This is a genomic window from Lactococcus sp. AK05, from assembly GCF_041026685.1.
Taxonomy (GTDB): Bacteria; Bacillota; Bacilli; order Lactobacillales; family Streptococcaceae; genus Lactococcus; species Lactococcus lactis.
Genome location: NZ_JBFTEI010000001.1, coordinates 502,245 through 518,592 on the forward strand (window position 1 = coordinate 502,245; position 16,348 = coordinate 518,592).

Annotated in this window: 12 protein-coding genes; all 12 read left to right on the plus strand. The window is 31.9% G+C overall.

Translation table 11 applies throughout. From position 1 onward, the window contains the following. Positions 1-23 precede the first annotated feature (23 nt). The 12 genes from AB6B24_RS02450 (at position 24) to AB6B24_RS02505 (ending at position 16,336) form a co-directional block, all read left to right on the plus strand. Entirely contained in the window at positions 24-488 is a 465-nt protein-coding gene (locus tag AB6B24_RS02450) for a MarR family winged helix-turn-helix transcriptional regulator (protein ID WP_012897558.1), read from the plus strand. Next, positions 481-2,025, plus strand: a complete 1,545-nt coding sequence (locus AB6B24_RS02455; protein WP_195935464.1) for an MDR family MFS transporter — start codon at positions 481-483, stop codon at positions 2,023-2,025. Before AB6B24_RS02450 ends, AB6B24_RS02455 begins: the two co-directional genes overlap by 8 nt. Beyond that, complete coding sequence (locus tag AB6B24_RS02460) at positions 2,025-2,744, plus strand: DUF4811 domain-containing protein (RefSeq protein WP_311802501.1); 720 nt, start codon at positions 2,025-2,027, stop codon at positions 2,742-2,744. Before AB6B24_RS02455 ends, AB6B24_RS02460 begins: the two co-directional genes overlap by 1 nt. A 329-nt stretch (positions 2,745-3,073) precedes the next feature. Beyond that, a complete protein-coding gene (locus tag AB6B24_RS02465; protein WP_311802503.1) occupies positions 3,074-3,985 on the plus strand; it encodes a phosphodiester glycosidase family protein in 912 nt (303 codons plus the stop codon). Between the two features lie 56 nt (positions 3,986-4,041). Beyond that, positions 4,042-5,481: an ATP-binding cassette domain-containing protein gene (locus AB6B24_RS02470; RefSeq protein WP_369164110.1), complete on the plus strand. Its 1,440-nt coding sequence runs from the start codon at positions 4,042-4,044 to the stop codon at positions 5,479-5,481. 50 nt (positions 5,482-5,531) lie between these two features. After that, positions 5,532-6,299, plus strand: a complete 768-nt coding sequence (locus AB6B24_RS02475) for an ABC transporter permease (protein ID WP_369164112.1) — start codon at positions 5,532-5,534, stop codon at positions 6,297-6,299. Between the two features lie 12 nt (positions 6,300-6,311). Continuing rightward, the gene (locus AB6B24_RS02480) at positions 6,312-7,793 is read left to right on the plus strand and encodes a glycosyltransferase family A protein (RefSeq protein WP_311802504.1); all 1,482 of its coding nucleotides are present in this window, start codon (positions 6,312-6,314) and stop codon (positions 7,791-7,793) included. Between the two features lie 22 nt (positions 7,794-7,815). Further along, complete coding sequence (locus tag AB6B24_RS02485; RefSeq protein WP_311802505.1) at positions 7,816-10,017, plus strand: glycosyltransferase family 2 protein; 2,202 nt, start codon at positions 7,816-7,818, stop codon at positions 10,015-10,017. Beyond that, on the plus strand, positions 10,001-11,011 hold the full coding sequence (locus AB6B24_RS02490; protein WP_311802506.1) for a hypothetical protein: 1,011 nt from the start codon (positions 10,001-10,003) through the stop codon (positions 11,009-11,011). Before AB6B24_RS02485 ends, AB6B24_RS02490 begins: the two co-directional genes overlap by 17 nt. Then, on the plus strand, positions 11,008-12,345 hold the full coding sequence (locus tag AB6B24_RS02495) for an XcbB/CpsF family capsular polysaccharide biosynthesis protein (protein WP_311805055.1): 1,338 nt from the start codon (positions 11,008-11,010) through the stop codon (positions 12,343-12,345). Before AB6B24_RS02490 ends, AB6B24_RS02495 begins: the two co-directional genes overlap by 4 nt. 30 nt (positions 12,346-12,375) lie before the next feature. Beyond that, positions 12,376-15,063, plus strand: a complete 2,688-nt coding sequence (locus tag AB6B24_RS02500) for a CDP-glycerol glycerophosphotransferase family protein (protein ID WP_311802509.1) — start codon at positions 12,376-12,378, stop codon at positions 15,061-15,063. Between the two features lie 22 nt (positions 15,064-15,085). Further along, positions 15,086-16,336, plus strand: coding sequence for a glycosyltransferase 61 family protein (locus AB6B24_RS02505; RefSeq protein WP_311802510.1), 1,251 nt, complete (start codon positions 15,086-15,088; stop codon positions 16,334-16,336). Positions 16,337-16,348: the final 12 nt, after the last annotated feature.

The following is a 16,348-nucleotide window of genomic DNA, read 5'->3' on the forward strand; positions in this document are numbered from 1 at the left end:
ATTACCGTTAGGGAGGAGTGAAAATGGATTACAATAAGGCAGCGGAGGTTTTCCTCACAACTGTTATCAAAAGAGGAAAAGCAGAGATGATGCACCGCTTTAATACCTACTCCCAAGGGGAGCATTTGGTATTGGGCTATCTTTATAAGGAAGCTGGTAAGCAAATTGTTCCAAGTAAGATTGCAAAATTTACGCATACAAGTACTGCAAGAATTGCGACAATCTTGAATAATCTTGAAAGTAAAAATTTAGTTACCCGTGAGATTTCAAGAACAGACCGTCGAAAAATTTTAGTAGCCATTACTGATAAAGGACGTCATGTTGCGGAAGAAATTCGAGTAGAAGCTTGCTCAAATTTAGCACGCGTTTTTGAAGAAATGGGTGAAGAACGAACAGAAAGTTTCATTGAAAATTTCAAATTATTTTTAGAAATTGGAATGAAGCTAGCTAAAGAAGACAAAGAAAAAGAGGAGGAAAAAAATGCCTGATACATACGAAAAAGATTACCATTTAGATATACATGGTAAACATTATAGCCGAATCGGAATGCTTATTTTGATTTTGGTTGGTACATTTGGAGCTATGTTGATGCAAACATCACTCGGGACAGCAATTCCAACATTGATGAATGACTTCAACATCTCCATGTCAACAGCACAACAAGCAACAACATGGTTTTTATTAGCCAATGGGATTATGGTTCCTATTTCAGCATATTTAGCAACAAAATTCCCTACACGTTGGCTTTACGTTACAGCATACGCAATTTTATTTATCGGAATGTTTGTTGCTTACTCGGCTCCAACATCAAGCTGGTGGGTTTTCCTAGCAGGTCGGATTCTGCAAGCTATTGCAGTTGGGATTACAATGCCTTTGATGCAAGTTGCCCTTGTTAACATGTTTCCAGCTAAACAAATGGGAGCAATCATGGGGGTTGCCGGAGTTGTTCTTGTCCTTGCGCCAGCCTTAGGTCCAACATTTGCAGGTTGGTTAATTACTCATAAATTTAACCTTATCTTTTGGACATTTGCAGCAAGTTGGAGAACAATTTTCCTTATTCCAATGATTGTTGTCGGAGTAGTTTTCCTTATTTCAATCTTTGCTATGCGTGATGTTATTCCGAACCGTCCGATGAAATTAGACTTCTTGTCAGTTTTACTTTCAGTTGTTGGTTTTGGTGCTTTCCTTTGGGGATTCACTAATGTTGCAACTGACGGATGGGGTAAATTCAACACCGTTATTGCCCCAATCGTTGGAGGATTGATTATTATCTTCCTCTTTGGTTTACGTCAACTTAAAATGGACGATCCATTCCTTGATATTCGCGTCTTTAAAATTAGACAGTTTACTTTGGTAACTCTTGCACTTGCTTTAAGTACAATGGCAATGATGGGGGTTGAAATGATGCTTCCTCTTTATCTTCAAGATGTCCATGGACTTTCTGCCTTTAATTCAGGTTTGGTTCTCTTACCTGGGTCATTAATGATGGCTGTTGTTGCCCCACTTGCTGGTGGAGTTTATGACCGAATTGGTTCAAAACGACTTGCGGTGATTGGTTTCCTCGTTTTAGCACTGGGAACTGTACCATTTATGTTCTTTACAGCTACGACTCCTGACCACTTTGTTACTCTTCTTTATGGATTACGTATGGTTGGTGTTGGTATGGTAATGATGCCATTAACAACTAGTGCCATGAATGCAGTACCAGTTAATGAAGTCGCTCAAGCAACAGCTTCAAACAATACAGCGCGTCAAGTCGCGTCATCAGTTGTTGTTGCCCTCCTTTCTTCAGTCGCTCAAAATGTAATTACTAACAATATGCCTGCTTCATCATTAAAATCAACAAATCCATTGCAATTTGCAAATAAAGCAATCGAAGCAATGTTACAAGGTTACCACGCTTCATTCGCAATTGGACTCGTCTTTGCCATTATTGGTATCGGAGTTGCTCTCTTCTTGAAGAGTGGTCGAATGATTGCTGGTGTGCCTGTTGAAGAACAAAACTTGAAAGGAGAAAATAAATAATGCTAATTATATTATTATTGGTAGTGTTTATGATTGGAACTTTCTTTGGTTTCATGTTTATAAAAAACACAATCGCTCATTGGTTAGTTGGTGGAATTTCCTTTCTCTTATTAGCTGGTTCTGTGGCCATGCTAACTATGCATATCAGAGATAACTGGGGAATGAAAGAAGTAACAACTTCAACTACTCACCAAGTTTATACTGCTGGAGATAAATCAGCTCCTTATGGAATGATGATTAAAGCAGAAATCGGTAAAAACACTGATAATTATGTCTTTGTTTACCGAAATAATGAAAAATCGGGAAAAGCCGACACTAATTTTAAACCTGATGAAAAACACATTTCAGAAGCTGTTAAAAAATCAGCGACTTATAAATTAGTGGATGATACTAAAGCAACAGTTACAACTAAAACGACAAGACGCGTTTGGTCATCTGACTTTTATAAATTACTATTTAGTGTAGGTGGTGAACAAAATGAATTAGTTAAACAAAATTCAGTTGTTTCAGTACCTAAAGATACATGGTTAGTTTTGACTCAAGATCAAGTTAAAAAATTGAGTCAAGAAGCTCCAGCAATGCAAAAACAAATGGAAGCTCAACTTAAAGCTGACCCACAAAAAGCGGCTCAACTTGCTGCACTTCAAAAATCAAATCCAACAGAATATGCTAAAATGCAAGTAAAACAAATTAAGCAACTTCTTGGAATTACTGAATAAATAATAAAAAGACTTCAAAATTATTTGAGGTCTTTTTATTACATTAAAGTTAAGTGAATATAAATAACGCAAAGAAAATTACTTTGCGTTATTTTTCTTGACAATAAATGAAACTAATAATACAATTGATAAATAAACGCAACTTAAAATTCATGTGTAGTAAAAAAACCTTAAAAAAATAACGAATAATAAAATTATCGCTTGTAAGGTAATGTGTTTTTACATAATATTTTAAGTTTTTCTACATATCCTAATTTTAGGGTGATATACTATGAAAGGCTTAGTTTAGTTTTTGGAAAAATCTTATTTTGAGCAAGAAAGAGGTAGACATGATTAAGAAAAGTGTAGCAAAGAAAATAGTGATTATGTCGTTAATCTTTATTCTACTTATAGCACTTATTGGTTTCGGAAAATATTTTTATGATAAGGCAACTGATATTTCTTTTGTTAATACGAATACAACAGGACAGTTAGTTAAAAGAACGAGTGAACCTAATGGTTATTCATCTCAGCAATCAACAACAAAAAGCTCAAAAGAAATCTCTCAATCAGTAGCTCGAGTGGAAAATACTGGAAATGCCAGTTGGCTTCAGATAGTTTCTCAAGGAACTGGTGAAAAATTTACGAATCTTTCAAGTGGAGACTTTAAAATTTATAAAGCGCATAGTCCACAAATTTTGAAAACTGCCACTTCAGCTGACAGTCCTGTAGTGAGCATGTCAGAAGTTATCAGTAAATATCCAAATAGTCTAATTATGAATGCCTCAGGGTTTAATATGACTACTGGAAAAATTACTGGTTTTCAAATTAATAATGGAAAATTATTTAAAGATTGGAATTCAGATAAAAGGGCTACAAATGCCTTTGTTTTTAATAAAAATGGTTCGTCAGATATTTATAATTCAACCACCCCAGCAAGTGAAATTTTGAAAAAGGGTGCCGAAATGAGTTTTAGCTTTGGATCAATTTTGATAAAGGACGGAAAAAGTTTACCGAGTGACGGGACAGTTAATTGGGAAATCCATTCTTTTATTGGAAACGATAAAGATAATAATATTTATCTCATTATTTCAGATACAAGTACAGGCTACCAGTCAATCATGGAAAAATTTCAAGAACTTCATTTAGAAAATGTCCAAGTAATGGACGGAGGAGGTTCAAGTCAGATGTCATTGAATGGACAAATTATCTATCCTAGTCAGGATAGTCGTTCAGTTAACGATTATATTGTCTTGAGATAGATAAGAGGGCTAGTTAAATCAGAAACTAGATAATGTAGATGGGAAATTCAGGGGAAATGATAAATAATGATTCTAAAAAACTTAAGGTTAAAGCGACTAATTTAACTAAAAGATTTGAGATGCTTGAGACAACAAGCAATAAAATGAAAACTTTATTTGGTTTAAATCGGGATAAAGGACAAGAGTTTTGGGCCTTAAGAAATGTAAGTTTTGAAGTTCATGATGGTGAAACAATCGGAATTATCGGTCTAAATGGTTCTGGGAAATCTACTATTTCAACTCTAATTAGTGGAACAATGACTCCAACAACAGGTTCATTGAGTGTTAATGGAAATGTAAGTATTATTGCTTTAGGGACAGGACTTATTCCTAACCTTACAGGAAGAGAAAATATTCATGTGGTTGGTCTCATGATGGGAATGACTAAGAAAGAGATAGCAGAGAAACTTGATGATATTATCAACTTTTCAGAACTTGGACCATTTATTGACCAACCATTAAAAACTTATTCATCAGGGATGAAGGCTAAATTGAGTTTTTCAATTGCTGCTTATCAAAATCCAGATATTCTTATTATCGATGAAGTGCTTTCTGTTGGAGATGGAACCTTTGGGCAAAAGTCTGCCGATAAAATGTTTGAGTTTCGTAAACAAGGTAAAACAATATTACTTATTTCACACGATATGCTAGCAATCGAAAAATGGTGTGATAAAGTATTATGGTTACATTATGGAGAAGTTAAAGGATATGGACCTACAAATGAAATATTACCTCAGTATATTAATTTTGTTCAATGGTTTATTCACCTACCAGCTGAGCAGCAAGATGAATATAAAGACAGAGTCAGAGGAGAACAATTAACTTATTCCACAGAAATTTTAAAAGAGGAACTGGCTGACGAATATAATAAGAATCCAAAGAGTTATTCACGAAGAGGTCTTGAGGAACAGTTGGACTTTGTTAGAAACAATAAATTATCAATAGCTTCGAAATTATTTCTTGTTTTACTTGCTTTTATTTGTTTTATTGGTATAGCATTTTACACAAGTAGTGCTACTAGTATTAAAGCATTAGCTGACCCACGTGGTTTTTTAACTCAGAATTTTTTTAAAACCAGTCCCTCTTTTTCAGATAAACTTAATAATGAAATAATCAGTATGAGCATAAGTGCAAAGAAAAAAGAAGAAAAGAAAGCTGCTCGAAATATTCATAAATCAACGACAACTGAATCTTCTAAATTGACAAGTGCTGAAAGTAAAGTAAAAAAAGGTTCACTTCCTTCAAATAGCAAGCAAAGCAGTACAGAGCAAATTTCTTCAAGTTCAGAAACTCAAACTTACACCGTTCAAGCAGGAGATACTTTGGGGGAAATTGCGGAAGCACACAATACAACTGTTGCGGAAATTCAAGCAATAAATCCTGGTATAGAGCTTAGCCTAATTAGTCCAGGACAAGTCATCAACCTCCCTGAAAATAAAAGCACAGAAAGTCAATAAGAGAACAGATGAAAGATTTATACCAGTATTTAAAAGAACAGATGAGCAATATGTCGTTAATCTATAATGTATCTAGGTATCAGACAAAAAGTACTCAGTTAGGAAAGTTTTTAGGAGCAGCTTGGCAATATCTTGACCCTATTGTACAATTGTGCATCTATTATTTTGTGTTTATTATCATGTTTAAGAGAAAAATCTCTGGCGGTATTCCGCCAGCCCCTTGGATGTTTGTTGGTCTAGGTAATTGGTTTTTTTATAGTATTTCTATCCAATCTGGAGCTGCTTCAGTCCAATCGCAACTTTCTTTATTTACCCAAGTCAAATTTCCAATCAGTGTTTTACCAACCATAGAGATGTTTAAAAGATTTAATATCCTAATTTGGATGACTTTGTTAGGAATCCTCCTTGCAATAAAGCATGGATATTATCCAAGCTTTGAGTATCTTCAATTATTTTATTATTTTTTAGCACTTTGCTTGCTTGTCATGGCTTTATCTTTATTATTTTCCACAATTGTAGTTGTATTTAGAGATTTTTTGCATATTATCAATTATATTTTTAGATTCTTACTTTATGTTTCGGGGGCAGCTCTTGATTTAACTCTAATGGATGCACTCCCGTTGCCTCTTAGACAGGGATTACGATTAGACCCTTTTATCTATGTAATGGAAGGTTTTCGAGATGCTATTTTCCATCGGGGCTGGTTCTGGGAAAAACCAGGGTATGCTTTAGTCTTTTGGTGCTTTACCTTGGGAGTATTAATCGTTGCAGCACATTTACATATGAAACTTCGTAATCAGTTTATGGATTATGTCTGAAAGAGCAGAATAATGGATAAAAATATATTACAAAAAGAATTTGAAAACTATAATTATTTAGACAATCAAAAGTGGAAAGAAGAAATTCCCAGTTATAAAGTTTTAAAATCTGACAATATATTTGAAGAGATTAAAGTTTCGGTTGTCATCGCGAATTATAATAATGAACCTTATCTAGAAAAAATGATGAACGCGTTGGTAAATCAGACAATTGGAATTGAGACACTTCAGATTCTTTTTGTTGATGATTGTTCGACGGATAATTCTAAGGAAGTTATAGAAAGGTATCTGTCTAATTATCCTAATATTGAATTTTACCAATTTGACACAAATACAGGTGGAGCTCATACCCCAAGAAATTTAGGTATTTTAAAGGCGCGTGGAAAATATTTGGTTATTTTAGATGCTGATGATTGGTATGAATTGGATGCCTTAAAATCGATGTCAGATTTATTGGATGAGTCTCAAGATAAGATGGTAGTTGGTGGAATTGTTCAGGTTAATGATCATCATGTTTCGGCAAAAAGTATTGCTTATTATGCAGAAGGTAAACAAATCAATCGAAACATTCAAGATTTACCATACGAATTTTATGAATTTCTAGGACCACAAGGAATTATGGTACTTACAAGTTTAGTATTAGAAAATCGACTTCATTTCGTCAATCAGCGGGTCGCTGATGATGTCTTGTTTTTCTACCAATGTTTGAGAATATCCAATAAAATTTCACAACTTCCCCAAAAAACAACTTATCTTAATCGGATTTCTGAAAATGACAGTCTTAGTAAAACAATCAATAAAGATTTTATGATTTCATGGTTAAGAGCTTTAGCGTTTGTTAATCAAAATTTTCCTAATGATATTTCAAAAGAAAGATTTTTAGCTCGTCGCTTAGATTGGCTAGTTCTTGATTTTGCATTACGAAGAAATGTAGGTTATAAATTTGGAATTGAAAGGTTGAAAGATTTCAAAAATTCTTTAGATAAATATTTGGGAGACCTAACATTTAATCCTCAAAAGTATTTTAAGGAGGAAGCAAGGAAAATTGCTTGGTCTGATTTGCGACAAAGACATTTTTTACATCTTTATTTATTTGTAAATTGGCATTCACATCGCGAAAGTTTAAAAATAAAGAAAAAAATAAATAATCTTTATTATTTTGTGTTTCCTGGAAATATATTACCTAAAATCCCCATCAATGTAAGAGCTTCTGCTTATAAAATGTATATTGAAAACAATTTTAGTGTTTTTGAGATAGAAGTTTTGACTAATGAAGAGATTAATAACTTTGAATTTCATGCGGTGAACGACCCATTTAAATCTATAAAAGCACAAGAAGTCATAAAAAAGGATAATAAATTCATTGTAAAATTTTCTAGAAAAGAACTAGAAAACTTATCAGAAAATTATGGATTACACGTTATTTCAAATATCTATCATGACCATATTGTTGAGATTTCTAAAGTAACTAATGAAAAGACTAATGTCATTTAATTATTCAGAGAAAGGAGAAAAAGTGGAAGAAATATTAAGGGAAGAGTTTAAAACTTATAACTTTGATTTAAATGATCATTCATGGAAAGAAAAATTACCTAGTGTCACTGTAGAAAAATCTGAGAGAATTGGGAATCGCCCTAAAATATCAGTTATTATAGCCAACTATAATAATTCTCCTTATCTTGAAAGAATGATGAACTCATTAGTTAATCAATCTATAGGAATTGAAAATTTACAAATTCTTTTTGTAGATGATCGTTCAACAGATGATTCAGTTGATAAAGTTCAAACATTCATGAAAAAATATCCAAATATTGAGCTGTATGTTCTTGATGAAAATACGGGGGGTGCTCACGGTCCACGTAATGTTGGGCTCCTTTATGCAAAAGGTGAGTATCTGGTTATTTTAGATGCGGATGATTGGTATGATCAAAGGGGACTTGAAATTTTTTATCATTCTTTAGAAAAATCTGGAGATGATCTGGTATTTGGAGGAGTTGTACGTAGTAAAAACGGACAGTTAGAATTAATGACAAGGGCTTATAATGCTCAAAAAAGTGAAAATTTGCCAATTTCTGAACTGCCTTATGATTTTTATAACTGGCTTGGACCTCAAGGAAACATGATTAGACATTCTTTGATTAAAGAGCATAACTTACATTTTATTGGCCAACGTGTAGCAGATGATGTAAATTTTTTCTATCAAGCTCTCCTCTTTTCCAAAAAAATATCTCAAGTTCCAGAAATTACGACATATGTTAATCGAGATGACGATAATTTGTCGCTCAGTAGGAACATTAATGAAAATTTTTTAATTTCATGGCTTCGCACCCTATCTTATTTGATAGAAACATATAACGATGTCGAGGATATTCAACGATTTATTACGAGACGTTTAGAGTGGATATTAGTTGATTTTACACTTCGTTGGGATACCAATTTTGGACTTAATGTGAATTCTATTCAAAAATTACGAAGATTAATTGATTTTTATTTATCAGATTTAAATTTTGATCCCAATCTGTATTTTAGTTTAGATGTTTATCGATATATTTGGGAATATTTAAAAACAAAGAATGATGAGAAACTTTTAAGATTTGTGGGTTGGCACACGCTTCCTCCAATTGATAAATCTCTTAAAAAAGTTGGTAATTTATATTATTTTATTTCTGAAGATAAGGACTTACCATGGATAAATCAGCCGCTTGTAAATGGTAGAGAAATAATTACTGATGAAACAGGAATATATTTGAGATTTGATTATTATGTTCCTGGATCTATAAATTATGTTGAATTACGAAATGACGACAATCTTAATCACGTTTTCCGTAAAGAAGTGATTCATCTATCAGGGGTAACTTATGAATTACAAATTACACCCGAAGAATTTAAAGGTTTGTCAGCTGGAATACATAGACTTTACATCATATTGAAAAATCAAATTGAATATTTGGCGGCAATTGATAAATTACAAGCTTATTGTACTGATGGGGCTTTGTTGTCAGAGAAGTTCGGTGTTATCAATTTATACAAGCCAGTTTCTGATCATCAGTTTGTACTAGCTTTTAAAGCTCTTCCAGAAAAATATCTTGGACAGTTTATTCAAATTCAATCAGTTTTAAATAATGAAGGAATTTATGAATATAGCTTGCCAGATGGAGAAATTATTTCGCAAGAAAATTATCAAAATTCCATAATTCCATTTCCTGAAGATCTTAAAATATCAATGAAAGAATATGCTATCAAAGCAGGAATATATAAACTTAAAAAAGCAATGCTTTTTTATAGCAATAAAAATGAACGTCAGCAATTTCTTAACAAAGGTTATCTTATTACAGTAACTCATATTTGGTTTACTGATGAAAGAGAGATGATATTGACCACATCTGCAGGTCAGCTTGTTTTTGATGAAGAAGCATTGATTAATGTTGAAGAACCTGTTGAGATTATTACACTAAAAAATATTTATTCATATATAGAACCTATATTTGATAAACAAAATAAGAAAAAGCATTATCTAAAGGGGACTAGAATAAAAGTAAAATCTCTTGCTTTTAATGAGCACTTTAGAGTGAGATTTTTGACCAATGATGGAACTTATATTACAGAGAATCCAGAATTTGTGGCTTTCTCAGAGAACGTTAGTGATAAGAAAATCAAAAAAATGACGATATTGCAAGCGATTCGTCAAAGAAGGGGGAGTCATGAAAAAAATATTTGATAATTTATATGTTAAAGATATCAAAATATCTGAATCAAAACTCCAAATTGAATTAGAAAATATTGTGAAAATAGATGACTTGTTTTGGTCAAAAAATTCACTGACCCCGTCTTTTAAGGTTGCAGAAAATAGCTTTGAAATTTCAGGGAAAGTGATCACAATTTTTGTCAAAGATAATAAAATTGAACCATTTATTCGTTATTATCTAATTGCAAAAATAGATGGGGTTGTCTGGCGTTTTTATAAAAGAAACTATGAGCAATATCCACGGTCACTTCGTTATTATGATTTAGGTATCGGTTCGCAGGGTGATCTACATAAAGTGATCTATATTAATGATTTTGGCAATATCGGTTTTAAAATAGTTCCACAAATTATTTTGGATACTTTTGATAGAAGGCTTCCAATTAATGTTGAGCTTACTGATATCAGTACTGAGTTCTCAAGTCTAGATATTAAAGTGAGTCTTGAGTGGCCAAATGAGTTATGGAAAGCAGAAGGAAAAGTCATTCCTTTTATTACTGAACTCAATTGCTCAACAGAGAATAAAATCTATGCCGTTAAATCTGTTTCTGAGATTAAGGACAAAGAAGGTGAAATTAATGCTAGGTTTAGTGGATTATCTAGTCTCAGAAAAGATAAGGATTATGTTTTTGGTATTGAGATAGGGATAAAAAATTATCGATACAGTTTATTAACAACTCGGGTAAGTAAAAAGCTCTTTTATAATTTCTACCCTTTTTTTAGAGGCATTAATCTTATACCAGAAGATACTATTGAATTTAATTTTACAAGGAATACGGCAATTACTATATGTCGAAAAATATCATTTATTGAAACGAGCATATCACCAACTTTTGCTAATGAATTCGAGAGTGTAAAGTTTTTGAGTAGAGTTGAAAAGGAATATCTTGATGAAGCTTATAAAACGTTAGAAAATGAATGGATTAAGCAGGCGGCATATCATAACTTTTTAGGAAGAGGAAATAAATGACTGAATACTTTGAAGTGGATGCTGAAAAAGATTTGAAGTCGATGGATACTTTTTTGGAGGATTGGAAATATTATGAGTTTCTAAAAAATTTAGCTTTAGATAATAAGTCAATTGTTGGTTACCGTGATCATAAATATACGGTTCAAAAAAATACTGAAATTGATCTGGGAATGGAGAAGTACAAAAATATTCATTATAATATTGAACTTCCTATAGAAAATGAACAATATCTTTCCAACAAACTGATTGTATTTTTTATGCCTGCTGATCGAATGATTTCAACACAAGCCAAACTTCGGATGTTTGGTAATTCACCATGGGAATCCTTAGCAAGTTCTATTGCTAAAAACACTTATATTTTAAGAATTGCGGATAGCAACTTAATTTCAGGCTCTTATTACCAGAATACGATTAATTTTCCAAATTATGAAACTAGCATTCAACAACTTATTCAAAATACTGCTTATAAATATAATATTCCGTCTGGAAATATAGTGATGTATGGAAATTCAAGAGGTGGGACAGGAGCTCTTTATCATGGCTTGTTAGGCAACTATAAAGTCGTTGCAATCGATCCAGTTATTGATCGCAGGGCTTGGGTTGAGGTAAAGGATGTTCAACATATGTTTGACCTTGTTGATTATAATTTCTCTCCGAAAATTAATAGACTTTTAGAAGAAACAACTTTAAGTCCCGATAAAATAAAAGTTCTCTGTTCAGATACTGCGTTTATTACTTATCCTTTTGTGAAACAATTAAATCTTTCAAAAATAAATCTCTTAAATTTGAATTTAACTATTCCTCATGTGGTAGATCCATTTACAAGTCATGCAGCACTTATTGGGAAGACTGTACCTTTACAGCTTTCTTTAATTAATCAATTTCTTTATGAGGAAGATATAAGTATTGAAAAAAGTCTTATTTTATTTAATGTTGATGATTGGGATGTTCTATTACCTTGGACTTCGCCCTATTTCACGATGCACTTTAAAGATTATGGAATAGAAGTCATTAGAAATTCAAAGCTTCTGGGTAAGGATAATATCTGGTTAAATTTTATGATTAAGTCAAGAATGATTATCAATAAAAAATATACTATTGAAATAATAACTGATGAATCTACTTTATCGTTAGAAAATAGCTTATTTTTTCATTCAGAAAATAAATTTAAAAATATTGATTTAAAAAGAACAAATGAGAATGGTGAAGTTGTATGGAAGAGCAAATTTACTGCAGATTATTCTTTTGAATTTTTAGGGTTAAACGCGGAAGCAGTTGCTAGAAATAATTCAATAATTATACGGTCAATTAAAATATTTTGTGAAGATAGATAATTTTAAAGTATAAATGATAGAAGGAAAACAATGAATAAAAAATTAGTCAATTGCATTATTCCAGTTTACAATGTTGGACGATATTTAGTGGATGCTGTTGATAGTATTACTCACCAAACGATTGGTTTTGATAATATCAATTTAGTGATTATAAATGATGGAAGCACTGATAACTCGCAAGAAGTGATAGAGAGTTTACGTTTTTTGTATCCAAGCATTGTTGTCATTACTCAAGAAAATCAGGGAGTATCTGCTGCACGAAATGTGGGTCTAGATTTTTGTTTTAAAAATTTTTCAGCACCCTATACTTGTTTTATTGATGGGGATGATAAATATGATCCAAATCATTTGGAAACTTTGATTGCTTTTTTTAAACAGTATGAAAAAAAGGATGAAGAATTCGAAATACTGGATGAACAAGTTATTCCTGATGCGGTATTTATTCCAATTCGTACATTTGAAAAACAAGAAGGACTTCATTATTCATACAGAGCTGTGGATAGAGGGAAAAGTGGGATTCTTGATATGAGCAAGTCTTTTGCTTTCTTTTCACACGTTAATTCTGGATTATTTGTCTCTCAAGCTTTGGAAATGGTGCGCTTTAATGAGGAAATGACTATCTCTGAAGATGCTGATTTTATTTTGAAAATCATTAATAAAAAACATATTGTAGGCTGGTATAATGATAATCTTTATTACTATCTTCGTAAAAGATTAGATGAATCAAGTACTATTGATAATGCAGAAAATAATTCTGATTTTTATGATCGAATTTCTTATTATAAGCAAGAATTTGAAACATTTGTGCAGAAATTAGGGCAAGTTCCTCGAGAAAATCAAGTTAGTCGTTTATATGATTTACACTGGTTTAAATCAAATGAGCCAAGCAATAATGAAAATAATTTTGATTTAGATGGAGCCTTAGAAAATATTAGATATATCTTGCAACAAGTTGATGATGATTTGCTTGAACAAAAATATATTCCTTATTGGTATCAAATTTATTTTAAGTCTTTAAAATATGGACAGATATATTTGAGAAATGCTGTTAATGAGATAGAACCACGTTTTCAGATTGCTGATGAAGTGATTGAAAATCTTGATGGGAATGCACAAATTAATTGGATAAATCAAAGAGAAAAACAACTACAAATTAGAGGTTTTTATGTTCGACCAATGATTAATGAAGTGAAATTAGTTGCTAAATATAGAGGAGAATTCATTGAAGGAGTTCTTAATAAATCTAAACATGATGACTTGAAATATTATTTAGGACGAGAAATATTTCCAGCTGTTGATTTTGAATTTAATATTAATTTGGCTGGGATGCTTAATCAGGAACTTCAAAGTGTTGAGTTTTATTTTAAGTATCAAGATAAGTATGCAGCTGCTCATTTAGTACATGGTTGGAACTCAAGATTTTATTGGAAGAATGATTTCTTTATTGGAGAAGAAGCTATCATTAAAAAATCATGGTCCAGACACGCGCTTGTAGTTGAAAAATTGACCAAACATAGTTTAAACAATACCGTCCTTAGTCGAAAGAAAAACTATAAAGATGATTTTTTATTTGAACATTATGTTGACTATTTTGAAAGTTATCGAAACAAAAGAATTTGGCTTTTTATAGACCGTCCAACAACAATTGGAGATAATGCAGAGGCTTTATTTAGATATTGTGCGAATAGAGAAGATGGTATTGAAAAATTTATGATTATTCCTGATGAAACTTATTATCAAAATTTTGAAGGAGTAAGTGCTAATATCATCATTTATGGTTCTTTTGAATATAAATTTTTATTGATGTTTGCTGAAAAAGTAATTTCATCAACAACTTTTTGGGAATGGGTAAATATTGACACTAATATTCCTAAATATGAATTTAAATTGATTGTTCAGGCACTCTCAAATGCTCAAGAAGTCTTCTTACAACATGGAATCATCAGGAAAACTTCATTTTCAGATTGGTATTTAAATAGTTCGAGTAAAAACTTTGATTTTATGGTCACTTCTACAGAAAAAGAGTATGAGCTAATGCGTTCAGAAGATACTGGTTTTAAAGAAAAGCAAGTTCGATTGACAGGTTTACCAAGATTTGACTTGTTAAAAAATAATTCAGAAAATATGATAACTTTTTTACCTACTTGGCGAATTCAATATTCCAAGGATGACGGGTCTTATGATAAACATTTTAAGGAGTCTGATTTCTTTAGATCAATCAATGAATTTTTAAATGATGAAAAGTTACTTGAATTACTTAGAAAAAATAATTATCGCTTCATTTTTAAAGCCCATCCAAAGTTCTTTGTACAAATAGAAGATTTTGATATTCCAGAAGAAATAGAGATTGTAAGTACAGAGATTTCTTATAATGAAATTTACGAAAAATCAGCAATTCTAATTACGGATTATTCATCAGCTGTCGTGGATTTTGCCTATTTGAAAAAACCTATTATTTATTATCATTCTATAAAAGAGGAAGATGAGGAAAATCCAGAATATTTTTCATATGAAAGAGATGGTTTTGGTGAGATTTGTCTTTCTATAGAATCGGTTATTAATAAAGTTCAAAACTATATTGATAATAATTGCTCAATGGAAGAAAAATATGTGAAAAGGGTTGATAGTTTCTTTAAATATACAGATAAAAATAATTCCGAACGAGTTTATGAGGAAATTTTGAGACTTCCCATACCGAATAAGAATAAAATTATCTAAAACTTCAAGATAAGGAGATAAGATGAGTTATGAATTAACAAGCTGTAAGGTTTTTGCTGATAATTATGAAAGTTGGGCGGGAAGAAGTACTCATGATTGGTTTATCCAAGATGAAACCAAAGTTCAAGTTTTAGACAATGGTGTTATTTTACCGATAAAATCAGAGGCTAATTTTTCTGCTTGGTCTGGTGGTGTCACGGATAATTTAGGAAATTTTATTGCAGGCCACATTAGGACTAGACGGAAATCTGATGAAACTGGTCAAGTGGATAAGGGTTACAATTTATCAGATAAACCAAAAGTTATAGAAGAAAAAGTCGTTTACTGTGGCGTGGCTCATCCACATTTTGGACATTTTCTTACAGAGTCGCTCGGAAGATTGTGGTGGTTTTTAGAAAATCCTGATCCAAATATCAAATATGCTTTTATCGCTCCGAATGATGAAATTAAATATCTTGATTTCTTAATGATGTTAGGTTTGAAAAAAGAACAAATCACTTTAATTAAGGAACCAACGTGTTTTAGTGAAGTTATCATTCCAGAACAGTCAACGATTGCTTATGATGGCTTCAAAGATAAAGCGATGAAAATTTATGATGCAATCCGTGATAGTGTTGAACCAAAGACGTTTGACAAGGTCTATCTGACAAGGACAGCGCTACCTAAGAATTTTTCTGATGGAATCACGGTAAATGAGGATTATTTTGAAGCCTTTTATCGTTCTCAGGGCTATGAAATCATCTCACCAGAAAAGTATTCAATTAGAGAGCAGGTGGCAATCATGGCAGGAGCAAAAGAAGTTGCTTGTGTTTACGGTACTGCTGGGCATCTTATTTTATTTAGCCATGATCATGTGAAAATCACAGTACTGAATCGTTTCTCAGAAGGTTTTGCTATTCAATTTTGGATGAATCAGGCTAGGCGAGTAAACTCTGTTTGGGTGGATATATCTATGAATTTCCTTCCGCATACTCATTTTCTTTCTTGTTATTTGTTGCTGCCAACGGTGCAATGGGAAGAATATTTGAAAAGTGACGGAATTAAACTTCCTTGGGATAGTTCACTTAATTTGAAAGAGTCGGTCTTTGAATATATTGAGGAATGGACAAGATTGGTTGCCTTATTTGCTAAAAAACATCCTAAATTTTTAGAAACAAGATATCGTTCATTTACTTTTTCAAATTTTGTAGAGGTATTTTCTAAACTCATCAGAGAGCCGATAAATAGTGAAACTAAAAAATCATTAGAAAATATATTTAAGAAAAATAAATGAATCTGGAGAGTT

What these genes read in the sequence shown, in the direction of transcription:
- AB6B24_RS02465 (WP_311802503.1), top strand. Translation starts at nt 3,074, where the DNA reads ATGATTAAGAAAAGTGTAGCAAAGAAAATAGTGATTATGTCGTTAATC.
- AB6B24_RS02505 (WP_311802510.1), top strand. Translation starts at nt 15,086, where the DNA reads ATGAGTTATGAATTAACAAGCTGTAAGGTTTTTGCTGATAATTATGAA.
- AB6B24_RS02490 (WP_311802506.1), top strand. Translation starts at nt 10,001, where the DNA reads ATGAAAAAAATATTTGATAATTTATATGTTAAAGATATCAAAATATCT.
- AB6B24_RS02455 (WP_195935464.1), top strand. Translation starts at nt 481, where the DNA reads ATGCCTGATACATACGAAAAAGATTACCATTTAGATATACATGGTAAA.
- AB6B24_RS02480 (WP_311802504.1), top strand. Translation starts at nt 6,312, where the DNA reads ATGGATAAAAATATATTACAAAAAGAATTTGAAAACTATAATTATTTA.
- AB6B24_RS02450 (WP_012897558.1), top strand. Translation starts at nt 24, where the DNA reads ATGGATTACAATAAGGCAGCGGAGGTTTTCCTCACAACTGTTATCAAA.
- AB6B24_RS02460 (WP_311802501.1), top strand. Translation starts at nt 2,025, where the DNA reads ATGCTAATTATATTATTATTGGTAGTGTTTATGATTGGAACTTTCTTT.
- AB6B24_RS02470 (WP_369164110.1), top strand. Translation starts at nt 4,042, where the DNA reads ATGATAAATAATGATTCTAAAAAACTTAAGGTTAAAGCGACTAATTTA.
- AB6B24_RS02495 (WP_311805055.1), top strand. Translation starts at nt 11,008, where the DNA reads ATGACTGAATACTTTGAAGTGGATGCTGAAAAAGATTTGAAGTCGATG.
- AB6B24_RS02475 (WP_369164112.1), top strand. Translation starts at nt 5,532, where the DNA reads ATGTCGTTAATCTATAATGTATCTAGGTATCAGACAAAAAGTACTCAG.
- AB6B24_RS02500 (WP_311802509.1), top strand. Translation starts at nt 12,376, where the DNA reads ATGAATAAAAAATTAGTCAATTGCATTATTCCAGTTTACAATGTTGGA.